The organism is Paenibacillus sp. PAMC21692 (assembly GCF_014303795.1).
In the GTDB taxonomy this organism is placed as follows: Bacteria; Bacillota; Bacilli; order Paenibacillales; family Paenibacillaceae; genus Pristimantibacillus; species Pristimantibacillus agaridevorans.
Genome location: NZ_CP060293.1, coordinates 2,167,495 through 2,182,992 on the forward strand (window position 1 = coordinate 2,167,495; position 15,498 = coordinate 2,182,992).

At 55.1% G+C, this 15,498-nt stretch carries 14 protein-coding genes; 12 read left to right on the top strand and 2 right to left on the bottom strand.

Translation table 11 applies throughout. The features are described from left to right. Positions 1-239: 239 nt before the first annotated feature. On the top strand, positions 240-1,193 hold the full coding sequence (locus H7F31_RS08630) for an ABC transporter substrate-binding protein (RefSeq protein ID WP_187103811.1): 954 nt from the start codon (positions 240-242) through the stop codon (positions 1,191-1,193). Between the two features lie 191 nt (positions 1,194-1,384). After that, positions 1,385-3,022 carry a helix-turn-helix domain-containing protein gene (locus H7F31_RS08635; protein ID WP_187103812.1) on the top strand — a complete coding sequence of 546 codons (1,638 nt, stop codon included), beginning with the start codon at positions 1,385-1,387 and terminating at the stop codon, positions 3,020-3,022. A gap of 90 nt (positions 3,023-3,112) precedes the next feature. On the opposite strand, the gene H7F31_RS08640 is transcribed toward H7F31_RS08635, so the two are convergent. Beyond that, positions 3,113-4,342, bottom strand: a complete 1,230-nt coding sequence (locus tag H7F31_RS08640; protein WP_187103813.1) for an aminopeptidase — start codon at positions 4,340-4,342, stop codon at positions 3,113-3,115. 161 nt (positions 4,343-4,503) lie between these two features. Between H7F31_RS08640 and H7F31_RS08645 the strand changes: the two genes are divergently transcribed. Continuing rightward, on the top strand, positions 4,504-5,211 hold the full coding sequence (locus tag H7F31_RS08645) for a DNA alkylation repair protein (protein ID WP_108995751.1): 708 nt from the start codon (positions 4,504-4,506) through the stop codon (positions 5,209-5,211). Between the two features lie 221 nt (positions 5,212-5,432). Continuing rightward, entirely contained in the window at positions 5,433-5,936 is a 504-nt protein-coding gene (locus H7F31_RS08650) for a hypothetical protein (protein WP_187103814.1), read from the top strand. A gap of 31 nt (positions 5,937-5,967) precedes the next feature. Here the strand turns inward: H7F31_RS08650 and H7F31_RS08655 are convergent, their stop codons facing one another. Further along, positions 5,968-6,750, bottom strand: a complete 783-nt coding sequence (locus H7F31_RS08655) for a class I SAM-dependent methyltransferase (RefSeq protein WP_187103815.1) — start codon at positions 6,748-6,750, stop codon at positions 5,968-5,970. Between the two features lie 625 nt (positions 6,751-7,375). Between H7F31_RS08655 and H7F31_RS08660 the strand changes: the two genes are divergently transcribed. The 8 genes from H7F31_RS08660 (at position 7,376) to H7F31_RS08695 (ending at position 15,377) form a co-directional block, all read left to right on the top strand. Next, positions 7,376-8,989 (top strand): ABC transporter substrate-binding protein, encoded by a 1,614-nt coding sequence (locus tag H7F31_RS08660; RefSeq protein WP_187103816.1) that lies wholly within the window; start codon positions 7,376-7,378, stop codon positions 8,987-8,989. A 78-nt stretch (positions 8,990-9,067) separates the two neighbouring features. Further along, a complete protein-coding gene (locus H7F31_RS08665; protein ID WP_087572230.1) occupies positions 9,068-10,018 on the top strand; it encodes an ABC transporter permease in 951 nt (316 codons plus the stop codon). Positions 10,019-10,057: 39 nt separating this feature from the next. Continuing rightward, a complete protein-coding gene (locus H7F31_RS08670; RefSeq protein ID WP_087572231.1) occupies positions 10,058-10,930 on the top strand; it encodes an ABC transporter permease in 873 nt (290 codons plus the stop codon). Between the two features lie 31 nt (positions 10,931-10,961). After that, a complete protein-coding gene (locus H7F31_RS08675) occupies positions 10,962-11,978 on the top strand; it encodes an ABC transporter ATP-binding protein (RefSeq protein WP_187103817.1) in 1,017 nt (338 codons plus the stop codon). Continuing rightward, a complete protein-coding gene (locus H7F31_RS08680; protein ID WP_187103818.1) occupies positions 11,968-12,960 on the top strand; it encodes an ABC transporter ATP-binding protein in 993 nt (330 codons plus the stop codon). The genes H7F31_RS08675 and H7F31_RS08680 overlap by 11 nt, the downstream gene beginning before the upstream one ends. Before the next feature lie 34 nt (positions 12,961-12,994). Further along, the gene (locus H7F31_RS08685) at positions 12,995-13,381 is read left to right on the top strand and encodes an OsmC family protein (RefSeq protein ID WP_087572234.1); all 387 of its coding nucleotides are present in this window, start codon (positions 12,995-12,997) and stop codon (positions 13,379-13,381) included. A 183-nt stretch (positions 13,382-13,564) separates the two neighbouring features. Further along, on the top strand, positions 13,565-14,818 hold the full coding sequence (locus H7F31_RS08690; protein ID WP_187103819.1) for a mechanosensitive ion channel family protein: 1,254 nt from the start codon (positions 13,565-13,567) through the stop codon (positions 14,816-14,818). An 85-nt stretch (positions 14,819-14,903) separates the two neighbouring features. Then, on the top strand, positions 14,904-15,377 hold the full coding sequence (locus tag H7F31_RS08695) for a hypothetical protein (protein WP_187103820.1): 474 nt from the start codon (positions 14,904-14,906) through the stop codon (positions 15,375-15,377). The last annotated feature ends 121 nt before the right edge of the window (positions 15,378-15,498 follow it).

Below are 15,498 nucleotides of genomic sequence, written 5' to 3' on the forward strand. Positions count from 1 at the left end.
TCTGTTTAGCAGCCATAGGCGTTAATAACGCTTATGGCTCTCAAAAGCAGGCGAACGAGCAGCTGAATTGACTACAGCCGAATGCCTGCAAAAGCAACCCTGGGCTGCGAATTTGTACAAAATAACAAGGTTTTGCCGGAAAACGGTCAATTCTAGCCTAATAATCTATTGTTTGAGGTATACTCACCCTCCTATAATGGATGATAATGAGAACTATTATCACGTTGGAGGGTTTAAAAATGCAAGTACACAGAATGAAGCATGTATTATTGGGGGTCGCGCTAACGTTAATCGTAACGGCGCTTAGCGCTTGCGGCGGAAACGGAGGCGGCGAGAAGAAGGCGGAGACACGCGTGGTTAGCACGGTTAACGGGGATGTCGAGATTCCGGCGGAGCCAAAGCGTATCGTCGCGTTGTATTATCATCATCTTTTGCTGGCGTTCGATATGAAGCCGGTCGGGGCGAACTTGACCTGGTGGGGCGGAAGCCCATTCCTGCAAGAGCTGGAGTCGGACGGTATCGTGGACGTAGGAGGCCCTCCGTCGCTGGAAGCGGTAGCGGCGCTGGACCCCGATCTCATTATCATGAACAGCAACAACGTTGAGGACTACGACCAATATGCCAAAATCGCTCCATCCGTGCTCATCCCTTACGATGCGGCAAACAGCACCTACGACGATGCCAAGCTGCTGGGCGAAGTGCTCGGCAAGCCGGAAGCAGGCGAGGAGCTGCTGAAGAAATTCGAGGAGAAAGCGGCGGCAGCCAGAGAGAAAATCGCAGGCAAAATCGACGAAAACGCCAAGGTCGCCATCATTCGAATCGAGGGCAAGGGCAGCCAATTCGCCATCTTCGGATACAATTACGGACGCGGCGGATGGTCTGTCTATCGCGGGCTTAATCTGAAGCTGCCGGCCCGCATCGAGAAGGAACTGAACGATCAGAACGCCCAAATCGTTCAGCAGTTGTCGATGGAGCTGTTGCCGGAATATGTAGCCGACGCGGACTATATTTTGGTCTCCAATGAGGGCGAAGGCTTGGAGCTCGTGAAGGATAGCGACACATGGAAGACCATCCCGGCCGTCAAGAATAACAAAGCGATCGAGCTGGACGGAAAACAATATTTTTATTTCGACCCTATTTCTATCGAAGCCCAGCTTGATCTGATTACCGAGCTGTTGCTAGAGCATTCGTAAGTAATCCTATCCGTCCCGGCGGATGTCCGTCCTTGCTTAGAAGAAGTCCTTGCTCCGTCATTCCGGCGGACGAGGGCTTCTTTTTGCAAGTGCCCGAGGTTGATAGGAGCGCCCGGTGAGGTTACAATGGAGGCTGACAGATATATGATAATTGTTCTCATTGTATCCGACGAGGAGTTGATCCGCTCTCCATGAAACATATTGAGCTATCCTTTCGGTCCCATTTGTTCACGTTCGTGGATATGGAATACCGGGCGTGTTCCCCCGAGAATTTGTCTCAGAAGTTGTTCGTCCATCATTATTCGCTGATCGCGGTCATGCAGGGCAGGGGAGCGGGGATGATCGACGGCAAACGCATCAGGCTGATCAAAGGACTTTGTTTCCTGGCCGCGCCCGGCGCCCTGTTGGAAGTGGACGGCGCGGAATCCGAAGGGCTGGCCTTCTACCTTCTGGCGTTCCGCATCGAACGAATCGCGAACACGGAGGAGCAGGGGATCGGCTTGAAGGAGCCGGATGCGGAGGAAGAGATTTTGCGACTGGAAGACAAGCTTCACGTGCAGCCATTCGGCCAATGGGCGTCCATGCTTGAGGAACTGTACCGGCACCGCGCGCAAAAGACGGGGTTGGAAGGCTACCGGCAGCATATTCGCCTGCAGGAGCTGCTCTATTATTTGTGCGAGCGCAACGACGGGCAGTCGGAGCGGAATCCCCGGAGCGCCGTGAGCGGGAGCATCGACAAGCTGCATGAGGATATTACGCGTATCGCGAGCGTGAAGCAACTGGCTCAGATGGCGAACATCGGGGTCAGGCAATACACTTACCTGTTCAAGGAGCTTACCGGCCGCAGTCCCGTCGATTATATGACAGAGCTTCGGATGAACGAGGCGAAGAAGCGGCTGCTCGTCTCGAACGACGATTTGAACACGATCGCTCGCAATGCGGGATTCCAGGACGTGTATTACTTCAGCAGGCGGTTCAAGCAAATGGTAGGGATGGCGCCCAAACATTTTGTGGCCAAGCGTCGCCGCGAACTGAGAATCGTTGCGCTATATTATGCCGGCATTCTTATGTCGATAGGCGTCAAGCCGGTAGGCGCGAACCTGACCTGGTGGGGAGGCAGCGAGTTCCTGAAGGAGCAAGAGCGGGACATCGTCGACGTGGGAGCACAGCCCTCCTTGGAGAAGATAGCCGGGCTCGAACCCGATCTCATTCTGATGAACGACACCCATTCGCAATATTACGGACAGTTCTCCAAGATTGCGCCTACCGTCATCATTCCGTATGACGGCAAACGCGGCATCTACGAGGATATCCGGCTGGTCGGCGAGCTGATCGATCGTCCGCAGGCGGCGGAGCGGTTCGTCGCCCGTTACGAATCGAAGGCGGAGAAGGCGCGGGTCGCTTTAACGGAAGCCGGTATAACGGGCGGCGACTCCCCGGCCACGATCATCCGGTTGGAGGGGGGAGGCAGCCAGTTCTCCGTCTTTGGCGACAATTACGGGCGTAGCGGTTGGGCGGTCTACAGGGGGCTCGGGCTAGCGGCACCGGCGCGGGTGCGCCAACTGATCGAGAGCGGCACGCAGATCGTACAAGGCTTGCCCATCGACCGGCTGCCCGAATATGCGGAGTCCTCCCGCTATTTGTTCGTCATAAATGAAGGGGAGGGTATCGGGCTTATGCGGGACCGGGATCTCTGGAACGGGCTTGCAGCGGTACGAGGGGACCGGGTATTCGAGTTGGGCAAGGAACAATACGCCTATTTCGACCCCGTCTCGGTAGAAGCGCAGCTGGAGCTGTTGGCGGAGATGCTGATCGTCAGGGGCAGTTGAATGAGGCGATAAGAAGGGCGAGAGGGACGAAAAAACCACGCACCGGAAAAGTACGACGCGTGGCTGCCGACCCGCAGAATCGTTCGAGAGCTAGAACGCCCAGTTGCCCTTGCGGAACACGGGCTCCCGCACGCCGTCCGCCGTAATGCCGTCGATGTCCATATCAGCCGAGCCGATCATGAAGTCGACGTGCAGAATGCTCTGATTTAGCCCTGCTTGCTCCAGCTCTTCGCGCGACATGGAGGCGCCGCCTTCGATGCAAGTAGGATACGCATTGCCGAGAGCCAGATGGTTGGAGGCATTCTCGTCGAACAGCGTATTGAAGAAAATCAAGCCGGAATTTGAGATCGGAGAATGATGCGGCACCAGCGCAGCTTCTCCCAGATAACGAGCTTGGCTGTCCAGATCCAGCATCGTCTTCAGCACCTCATAACCCTTCTCCGCTTCAAAATGAACGACCCGTCCTTGCTCGAAGGTCAAGCTGAAATTTTCGATAAGCTTCCCTTGATAACTCAGAGGTTTGGTGCTTCGCACGAAGCCGTTCGTGCCGGTTCGAAGCGGCGCGGTATAGACTTCCTCGGTGGGCACGTTGGGATTAAAGGCAGCGCCCTTCTCGTTCCAGGAAATGCCGCCGTTCCAGCGATGCCGCTCCGGCAATCCGATGACCAGATCCGTGCCTGGCCCCCGGTAATGTAGCTGCTTGTACTGCTTGGCGTCCAGATAAGCCCGCTTCGCAAGCAACTCGTTGTTATGCCTCTCCCATGCCGCGACGGGATCGTCCTCGTCCACGCGAACGATTCGGAGAATGGCCTCCCATAACGTTGCAACGGCTTCATTCGGTTCAAGCTGCGGGTAGACGAGCCTGGCCCAACCCTCCGAAGGAGCGGCCACGATGGACCAGGTCATGCGCTTTGACGACATGTACGATCTGAAAGTAGAAAGCGCCGCGGAAGAGATGCGGGAGTAGTTCGCAGTCCGTCGGGGATCGACGCCTTTTAGCAGCTCGGGGTCCTCCGAGTGGATGAGCAGGTAGGCGTCGCCTGCCTCGGCCAATTCCGTCATGGCCTGCGCCCGCCAGGCGGGATATTGCTCGAACGCCGCGTCCGGTGCGAGGCTGTAGTGCAGCTTGGTTACTTCTTCGTCGCGCCACTCCACGTGCACTTGCTTGGCTCCAACCTCGTAAGCTCGCTTGACGACGAGGCGGACCAGCTCCGGCACATGGATGGGCGCGTTGATCCAGAGCGTCTGTCCCGGCGCAATATGGACAGCAGTGCGGACGATCAGATCGGCATATTTGGTTAACTCCGTTAATGTTGGCAAGATGGATGCCTCCTCTTCTGAACCAAAGTGTATCACATTTCGAATGCTTACTTCATCCGCAATAGTCGGAGGCTGGCCATAGCTTGAACTATTCAATTGAACCTGTTAAGTTTTTTAGTACATGCCTTTCCCCACAATGATCCGAAAGGAAGTGTCCATACATGAATCTGGAATCGGTTATGCAAGAGCTCGAAGCGCTTGGCAAGGAGCGCACCAAAAAAATCTATATGTCCAACGGCGCGCATGAACCGTTGTTCGGCGTTGCCACGGGCGAGATGAAGCCCATCAAAAGAAAGATTAAGCAGAATCAAGCATTGGCGGACGAGTTGTACGACACGGGCAATTACGACGCCATGTACTTCGCCGGCGTCATTGCGGATCCCAAAGCCATGACCGAAGCGGATTTCGATCGCTGGATGGACAGCGCGTATTTCTATATGGTTGGCGACTACGTGGTTGCGGTCACGCTGGCGGAGACCGACATCGCGCAGGAGGTGGCGGACAAGTGGATCGCGAGCGGCGACGAGCTGCGGATGTCGGCGGGCTGGAGCTGCTATTGCTGGCTGCTGGGCAGCCGACCGGACAGCGAGTTCTCCCGGAGCAAGCTGGAGGGCCTGCTTGAACAGGTAAGCAAGACTATACACGAGGCTCCTGCCAGGGCCCAATATTCGATGAGCAATTTCCTGTATACGGTCGCCGTGTCGTACAAGCCGCTCCATGAACAGGCTTTTGAGACAGCCAAATCGGTGGATCCCGTGGAGGTCCAACTGGACAATGGCAAAAGCAAAATTCTTCAGGCGCCAGCCAATATTCAGAAGGCGATCGACAAGGGGCAGATTGGCTTTAAACGCAAATACGTTAGATGCTAATGATTTTGTCCATTAGATTTATGGGCGGAAGCTGCCAGACCGGTACGGGAGCGTTTGCCGTACCGTTTTTTTTGTAGGGAAGTATATGATTTCGCCATCGGCTTAACGCTGTTTATTCTTTGACAGAACGACAACCAGAAACGGTCAGTCCCAATTCGTCAAGTAGGCGCGAATGGTATAGAGGGCTTGTCCGTGACAACCGATAGAGGGGATGAACAGTAATGGAACCTGTAATAGTGACAGAAGAAGAAATGGTGTTGGAGGCGGTAGAGTTCTCTAACGTGTATCCCATTCTGATTAATGAAATTGACCATATCGAGCGTTTGCGGGGGAAGCTGAACGACTTCCAGCTCATGTTGGCCGTCTCGCGAGCCAAGGACGCCATGTCGATCCTGGGCTGGGAGCGCAGGCAAACCGTGAATGCGACCCTGGAGAGATATGCGGGCATCTACCGGGAATACGGCAGGAAAGCGGCGGACAGGTGGGTGCTTGAGACCTTCGGCTTCGTGCTGGAGGCGGGCGATGAAGAGGAGCTGGAGACGTCCCTAGATGAGTCCGGCGCAACGGAGCATCCAGAGCATTCGGAGCATGGCGAAGAGGCGGAAGAAGAGGAAGTGAACATCCGCCTCACCATGCAGGAAATTTCCAGTCTGATCGCGGTCAAGGAGGCGGAGCTGCTCCAGCTCTATCGGGAATTCTATCGGTTGTCCAAGCCGAATTCCTGACAGCATCCGCCTGCCTTCCGCTATGAACCCGCTATCTCTTCACGGCTGCAATCCGGATGCGCCGGTAGTCGGCGATCCATTCGCCGTCGCGGAACAGATGAGGGGCAAGATCATTAACGCATCGCGTAATAATGGCGTTCCGCTCTTCTTCCCGAAAGCCTTGCAGCAGCGGTCCCGCGAAGGCGCGCAGCCAATTGCGCATGCCTTCATCGCCGCTGCCGAGCGGGGTAGGACGATCATACAGCTCTGCGTAACGAACCTCGAAGCCTTGCTTCTCCAGCAGTGGGGCGTATTCGCCAACTGTGGGGAAATACCACGGAAACCGAGCCCTCCAATCCACGCGAGCCAGCTCCAGCTGCGACGTCAGAGCCGCAATAATGGTACCGACATTGCCGCTGCCTCCGAATTCGGCCACGAATCTACCGCCTGGCCGAAGCGCTTGCCATACGGAGGAGATCACTTCCTGCGGTTTCAGCATCCAATGCAACGCGGCATTCGAGAATACGGCGTCGTACGGCTGTTCGCCCGCCTCTAATCGGAACTGCTCAGCGTCGGCTACGCGGAACGACAGTCCGGGGAATTTGCTCCTGGCGGCTTTAATCATATCCTCGGAGTAGTCAAGTCCGACGCAGGTTGTGCCAGCATGCGAAATCTCATGTGCAAGATCTCCCGTCCCGCAGCCCAGATCGATGATGCGTTCTCCTTGCTCCGGCTTTAGCAGCTCGATTAGTCCTTTACCCAGCCTCGATACGAACCCGATCCGGTCGTCGTAATGTTTGGCATCCCATGCCTGGCCCTTCTCCGCTTGCCCCATATTTGCTCATCCTTTCCGTCTTTGATGTCTCTTATTATCTGCCTGCTTATGGCAAAGGGGAAATAGTTATTCGAAATGATGTTATAGGTAAAATGAATAAATAAATGACTCTTTATTGCGAGAAAGAAAGGACTTCGCCACTTACTGAGTAGTTACTCAGTAGCCGTCGGAGGTTAACGTCGTCCGGCTTCTTTTTGGTTGGAGCAACAGTCATTGGAGAGCATTCACGAAATGGTCATGATTATGGAAAAGGTTAACACGTTTGCGCGAATGGGTCGGATTACATTCAAAACGGAAAGAAGTCCATAAAACATATCACGATCGAATCCACATCTTGTCAAGCCAATTAGATAGAATGATACAAGAATCCCATTATCTATGTAAATTATCAACAAAGTGAATCATTTACATTGTCCCATTAATTCCATTATGAAATTAAGTTTAATTTAGTTCTAAAATGATTATATTTGAGCCAATAATATCGAAAAATCCGTCGTTGACAAGATCTATATCGTGTATTACGATTTCATCTATCTACTAATCCAACAAAACAGCTATGAATTATTGGTTTTAGTTTTTTCGGATGAAATAGGTTATCTCACATAGGATCGGGGTTGACAGAAGAATGACGAAGAACAGAAAAAGATGGGTGCAAGTATTAACGGTGGTCTTGTTGCTGGCAATCGCAACGGCTTGCTCCAAAGAAAACACACCATCTCCTTCGGCCACGGCCGCAAACGGAGGTCAGCAGTCGGAAGCGACGGCGGCGCCGGAGGAGAAAACATATCGCGATTCGCTTAACGTTGCATTGACGGCGCAGCCTCCGACATTGGATACGGCCATGACGGTATCCGCGGTGGCGCTCGATACGGCAGGGAATATTTTCGAACAATTGTACACGCTGAACGCGAATTACGAGCCCGTTCCCGTTCTTGCGGAGTCGGTGGAAATCAGCGAGGACGGTTTGACGTATACATTCCCTCTCCGCCAGGGAATCAAGTTCCATAACGGCAAGGAGCTGCTCGCCGAAGACGTGGTCGCGTCGATGAACCGTTGGCTGACGACATCTTCCCGCGCGAAGGTGCTGCTGACGAATGCCAAGTTCGAAGAGGTTGATCCGCATACGGTGAAGCTGACGGTGGAGACGGCTACTTCCGACGTACTCATTCTGATCGCATCGCAAGCCCAGTTCCCGTCGATCACGACGAAGGAAATCATCGATAACGCGCCTGCGGAGGGCATCACCGAATACGTGGGCACGGGTCCTTACAAATTCCAGGAGTGGAAGCAGGACCAATATATTCATCTGGTCAAATACGCGGATTATCAATCGCCCGAAGGCGAAGCAAGCGGCTTCGCGGGCAAGAAGGAAGCTCCGACGGAGAACCTGTACTTCCACTTCGCGACGGATCACGCCACGAGGATCGCGGGCGTTAAGACGGGCCAATACGACGTAGCCGACAGCATTCCGCTGGAGAGCTACGACGAGCTTGCTGCGGTCGAGGATCTGGAGCTGCAGTCCTTCCCGGGCGGCGCGCTGACGGCGTTCTTCAACACATCGGAAGGTCTGCTGGCCGACGTGAAGATCCGCCAAGCGCTTCTGGCCGCATTCAACAACGAAGAAATCCTGCTGGCGAGCTTTGCCAAGCCGGAACTGTATTCGCTGGCGCCGGGTTACCTGAATACGAACCAGACTTCGTGGTCGAACGAGGCCGGAGCGGAATACTACAACCAGTCGAATCCGGAGAAAGCCAAGCAGCTATTGGCCGAAGCGGGCTATAACGGCGAAGAAATCACTTTGCTGACGACGAAGGATTATAACGAGATGTACACGGCGACGCTCGTCATCCAGGAGCAACTGCGCCAGATCGGCGTGAACGTCAAGGTAGAGAACTTCGATTTCCCTACCTTCCTGGAGACAAAGGACGACCGGACGAAGTGGGATATTTTCGTAGCAAGCACGGGCTATCAATTGACGCCTCCGCAGCTGCTCGCGGTTAACCCCGACTGGGCGGGCTTGAACGACGACACCGTGAAGCAGGCGCTAAAGGACATTCGCAGCGCGGCGACGCAGGAAGCGGCAAAACAGGAATGGGAGAAGCTGCAAGGTTATCTCTACGAAATCGCGTCTTCGACCGTTATCGGACATTACAACGGCATCGTGGCCGTCAACAAGGCGCTGGAAGGCTTCGAATTGTTCGAGGCTCCGGTCGTATGGAACGCCAAGCTGGAAAAATAAAGTCGGAAGAGGGTGTTCGAAGTCGCCGGCGGCTGGAACACCCTCTGCCGTTCATTAAAGCGCAAATGAGGGAATCAAGTGCTGGCTTACGTCGCTAAAAGGTTGTTGTCGCTCGTTCCTGTCCTGTTCGTCGTCACGATCGCGCTGTTTCTGATCATCCACGTGACGCCCGGGGGACCGGCCGCATCCATTCTTGGATTGGAGGCATCCGGGGAGGAGATCGCCGAGCTCAACCAGGAGCTCGGACTCGACCGTCCCATCGCCTTGCAATACGTCAGTTGGGTCGGAAAAGTGCTCAGAGGCGATTTGGGGAATTCCATCTTCATGAACCAGTCCGTCGCGCAGGCGATCCGGGAGCATGCCGGCCCCACGCTTTCGCTGGCGATTATCGCCCAATTCATCGCCATCGCGTTGGCGATTCCTTTCGGCATATGGGCCGCGTACAAACGGGGCACCGCCGCCGATTTCACGCTTATGGGCATCTCCTTGCTCGGCATGGCCGTTCCCGGTTTTTTGCTGGGGTTGTTCCTGATGCTGCTCTTCGGCGTCCATCTGCAATGGTTGCCGGTCGCGGGATACAAGGAGCTGAGCGCGGGATTCTGGGAGCATGTGAAACATCTGATCTTGCCGGGACTGTCTCTCGGGACGATCCAAGCGGCGCTCATTACGCGCATGACCCGTTCTTCCATGCTGGACGTGCTGAATTTGAATTATATCAAGACGGCGCGATCCAAAGGCTTAAGGGAGTCCGGCGTGTTGCTCAAGCATGCGTTCCGCAACGCGTTCCTGCCCATCCTGACCGTGCTGGGCCAAACGTTCGGCACTTTGGTCACGGGCGCCGTTGTGGTGGAAAGCATCTTCAACATTCCGGGTCTCGGCCAATTGATCCTGAATTCCATCGCGCGCAGGGATTATTCGGTTATTCAAGGCGTCGTGCTGGTCGCGACGCTCCTGTACGTGGGCATTAATCTGATCATCGATTTGCTGTACGGCGCCGTGGATCCTCGCGTGCGGCTGGACCGCAAATAGGGGGAGAAGCAACTGGAGACGACGGAAAGCAAGACATCTATGGCGGAATTGAGCAGAGCGATGCGCAGGGAGCAGAGGTCCTTGGCCATCCGCAGAATCGGCGGCAGCCCGGCGTTCGTCGCGGGAGCCGCGATCTTCCTTCTGCTGGCGGCGCTGGCGTTGTTCGCGCCATGGCTGACGTCCTACGGTCCTTACGATATGAAAGTGACGGAGCGGCTTAACGCGCCAAGCGGCACTCATCTGCTGGGGACGGACGAGTTTGGCCGCGATCTTCTCACTCGCCTGATGTACGGCGCGAGAGTGTCGATCGGCGTAGGGCTTGTCGTGGCGTTGCTGTCTTCGCTGCTGGGATTGCTGATCGGCGTTTATGCCGCCTATTACAAAACGCTGGACCACGTGCTGATGCGCATCTGCGACGGCCTGGTGGCCATTCCCGGCATTCTGCTCGCGATTGCGCTTATGGCGGCGCTGGGGGCGTCGGCGCTGAACGTGGTCATCGCGCTCACGATCGTGTTTACGCCCAATATCGCCCGGGTCGTAAGGTCGAGCGCGCTCATCGTTAAGGAACAGACCTATATTGAAGCCATGCGAGCGCAAGGAGCGGGCGATCTTCGAATCATCTGGCGTCATATCGTGCCCAATACGCTGTCGCCGCTGCTGGTGCAGGCTTCCTTTGTATTCGCGGAAGCCATTATCTCGGAGGCCGCGCTCAGCTTCCTGGGCGCGGGCGTTCCGGCTCCCGAGCCGAGCTGGGGCAACATCCTTCAAGCGAGCAAGCTCGTCATTTACAAGGCTTGGTGGATGGTCGTCTTCCCCGGCGCCATCATCGTGCTGTCGGTGCTGAGCCTCAATCTGCTTGGCGACGGGCTGAGGGACTGGCTGGACCCCCGGGTGAAGGGGAAACGAACTTAAACCGCGCGAGCGGACAAAGGAGAGGAGACGCATGCCGACGCCGCTGCTTGCCATCAATCAACTGAAAACCCACTTCCATACGGAGCGCGGCAAAGTAACCGCCGTTAACGGCGTAAGCTTCTCCGTGGAGCAAGGCGAAATTATAGGAATCGTCGGAGAGTCCGGCTGCGGGAAAAGCGTCATGTCGCAATCTATCGTCCGGCTGCTGGACCATACCGACGACATCAGCTACGAGGGGGAGGTACTGTTCGACGGAAGGGATTTGCTGCGGCTGTCCCCGGCGGAGCTAAGAGCCGTTCGCGGCAACGACATCGCGATCGTCTTTCAGGATCCGCAGGCCTCGCTTAATCCGGTGTACACGATCGGAGAACAGATCGGGGAAGTCATCCGTCTGCATCAGGGACTGTCCAAGAAGCAAGCCCGGCAGAGAACGATCGACATGCTGCGTCTGACGGGCATACCTTCGCCGGAAGTCCGCGTCGACGATTATCCTCACGAGCTGTCTGGCGGGATGCAGCAGCGGGCCATGATCGCGATGGCTCTCTCCTGCGAGCCGCGCCTGCTGATCGCCGACGAACCAACGACGGCGCTCGACGTCACGATACAAGCTCAAATATTGGATTTGATCGTATCGCTGAACGAGCGGCTGGGGATGGGCGTGTTATTCATTACGCACGATCTGGGCGTCGTCGCGGAGATCTGCACCGGGGTCAAGGTGATGTATCTGGGGCAGATCGTCGAAGAAACGACGACGGAACGGCTTTTCGAGTCTCCGCTGCATCCGTACTCGCAAGGGCTGATCGCGTCCATCCCCAGATTGGACGGAGACAGACGGGAGAAGCTCCATGTCATCGAGGGTTCCGTGCCTTCGCTGGCGAACGCGCCGAAGGGCTGCGGCTTCTCCACGCGTTGTCCTTACGCGGACGGGAAGTGCCGCGAGACGGAGCCCCCTTTGCGGCAGCACCGAAGCGATCACGGCGTGAAGTGCTGGCATTACGAAGCCATTGCCGAAGGCTGGAGAGGGGAGGCGGTGGACCATGGTCGATAACGGCGCGGTCGAACCGAAGGTTCTTCTGGATGTGCAAGGCCTGGAGAAGAAGTTCCCCGTCTACGGGCCGTTCGGGAAGTGGCTGGGAACGAGCTCGCACGTCCATGCGGTGACCGATGTATCGTTCCGTTTGCACGAAGGGGAGACTTACGGCTTGGTAGGAGAATCCGGCTCGGGCAAAAGCACGACGGGAAGAACGGTGCTGGGACTTCTCCCCCCGACGGGCGGACAGGTCCGCTACAAGGATCGGAATCTGGTCGAGCTGTCCAAGGCCGAGATGAACAAACTTCGCAAAGAGATCCAGCTGGTATTCCAGGACACGTATTCATCGCTGAATCCTCGCAAGCGGATCGGCTCGATTCTGGAAGAACCGCTTATCATTCATAAGATAGGAGACAAGGCGGAGCGACGCCGGCGAGTCTTCGACATTCTGCGTACCGTGGGGCTCCAGCCGGAGCATTATTACCGGTATCCGCATGAGTTTTCGGGCGGCCAGCGCCAGCGGCTGGGACTGGCCCGTGCCTTGATCCTGAATCCCAAGCTGATGATTTGCGACGAACCGGTGTCCGCGCTCGACGTCTCCATTCAATCGCAAATTCTGAACATGCTGCGCGACCTGCAGAGGGAGCTTGGGCTGACGCTCCTCTTCATCACGCACGACATCGGCGTCGTTCGTTATATTTCCGACCGGATCGGCATTATGTACTTGGGTCGAATCGTGGAAGAGGCTCCGACGGAAGCGCTGTTCGATCGGCCGCTTCACCCTTACACCCGGGCCTTGTTCTCCGCCGTGCCCGACTTTGCGCGCAAGACGCTGAAGAAGCGCGTTATTCTGCAAGGGGAAATTCCTTCCCCGCTTTCGCCGCCGTCGGGGTGCGTGTTCCATACGCGATGCCCGCATGCGACCGAGACCTGCCGGAGCGAGGTGCCGGAGCTGCGGGAGCTTGGCGAGGGGCGACGGGTAGCCTGCCATCTGGCTTGAGCGGACTAATCATACACAATGGGAGAGAGTAACGATGACAACGATCAAAGTAACCGACGGTCAAGATCACATTTTTAACGATGCCGGACTTCAATTAATCGGCAGCCGGTCTCCCAACTCGGAGGGGCTGTCGCCGCGGGAACTGCTGGAAGCATCGCTGGCGTTATGCGTATCCATTTCTCTGCAGAAAATCATGGATTACGATGGCGTCGACTACGACCGCAACGAAATCCTTATCGAAGTTTCGGCGACGAAGCCGGAGGATAAAAGCAATCGCTTCAGCGATTTCAAAGTTACGGTAACTCTTCCTTCCGGTCTGGACGGGGCTTACAAGGAGAAGCTGAAGTCGGTGACGGAGCGGGCTTGCACCATCGGCAATACGCTTCGCGCAGGTGCGGTTGTCGAACTGGTTGAGGTTTAGGTTTTGAATACGACGGCGGCATGGGGGGAAATCCTCGTGCCGCTTTTTGTATGCTCTATATTGCCGAGAGCCTGGCCGAATTGACGCGGAAGGCAGGTTTCGTTAGGATAAAACGATACGGCATCGACGAGCCGAGTGCTTCGCGCAACCAGATTAGAACGTTCAAGCAGTAAGGAGGCAAACATGTCATACATTCTCGATTTTCTCATTGATTTAGGCATTCAGAAGAAGATGGCGAGTTATCTCGCGACGATTATCACGATTGCGGGGATCGCGCTGATCTGCATGTTGGCCAATTGGCTGACCAAGAAGGTCGTGCTTCGCGTAATCACGCCTTATGTAGGCAAGAGCAAGCTTCAGTGGAGACGTTTTTTGCTGGAACGAAGAGTCATCCATAAGCTTTCGCACATTGTTCCGGCCATCATTATTTATTATTTCTCATTCAGCTTCCCGACCTATCAGCATTTGATTGCTAAAGGCGTCATGATTTATATGGTCGTCGTTATGTTAATCGTCTTTGATGCCCTATTGGATATGCTGAACGACGTATACACCACTTACGATATTTCCAAAATGAGACCGATCCGAGGTTACATTCAAGTGGTCAAAATCGTCGTCTTCATTGTCGGAGGCATTCTGGTCATCTCGAATCTAATCGGCGAAAGCCCGCTTATTCTGCTTAGCGGAATCGGCGCATTGTCAGCCGTTGTTATGCTCATCTTCAAGGATTCCATCCTGGGACTCGTGGCCGGCGTCCAGCTCACCTCCAACGACATGGTTCGCGTGGGCGATTGGATCAGCATGCCGAAATACGGAGCGGACGGAGACGTTTTGGACATCTCCCTGAACACCGTCAAAGTGCAAAATTGGGACAAAACGATTACGACGATTCCCACTTACGCCCTGATCTCGGATTCCTTCATCAACTGGAGGGGGATGCAAGCGTCCGGCGGCCGCCGCATTAAACGTTCCGTCCATATCGACGCCGCCAGTATCGGCTTCTGCACGCCGGAGATGCTGGAAAAGTTCAAGGGCATTCATTTGTTAAGCGACTATATCCTCGACAAGGAACGGGAAATCCGGCACTACAACGAGGAGCATGAGATCGATACGGCGAACAGGGTAAACGGAAGAGCTCTTACGAACATCGGCGTATTTCGGGCTTATTTGCAGCGTTACATCGAAGAGCATCCTAAGGTGCACAAAGGCTTGACCCGTATGGTTCGACAATTGGAGCCAGGGGAACATGGACTGCCGCTTGAAATTTACGCGTTCTCGAACGATACGGCATGGGCGGTCTATGAAGGCTTGCAATCCGACATTTTTGATCATATTTTTGCCGTGGCGCCCGAGTTCGGTCTTCGTATCTTCCAAAGTCCTTCCGGTGCGGATATGAGGGGGATGCTGCAGGGAGAACGATCCTCCGCGAATCAATAATACAAACGTTTGTTCCCATTTTTATTGACAAAAAAAGGTCGAATTATGGTATACTGGATTCATTCATCGAATGGAGGTTAGCGGCATGTCGGAACAGCTCACTCGAATTGAATCGTTGTTGGTCACCTTAAGCGGGCAAGTAATGGACAAGTTCGACAAAGTGGATGCAAGGCTTGAAGCAATGGATCAGAGGTTCGAAGCAATGGATCAGAAGTTCGAAGCGATGGATCAGAGATTCGAAGCGATGGATCAGAGGTTCGAAGCTCGGTTCCAAGCAATGGATATCCGTTTGGATGAGTTGGATGGGGATATTAAGCAGCGCTTTCAGACGATGGATACTCGGTTCGACTCCATGCAGGCTCAACTCGATCGAATGGAAGAAGCACAGGCTGAGGATATTGTGGGCATTCTCCGGATGACCGACGCCAAGCTCGATACCGTTAAGGCGCTGTGCGAGCATACGTTAAAGGAACAAGCCTTGCTTAAATATGAGCTGGACAGGCTTAAGCCATCCCTGCTATCACAATCCAATAAACTGTTTATGAACGACTTGGAATAATCCATTGATGATCAACGCAGTGAAATATAAGCGGGCAGACGTCTTCGACGTCTGTCCGCTCTTTTCTTTTACATGCGGATTAATTGGGAGGCTCGGGACGCAGTCCTTCCGCCCCGAGTTC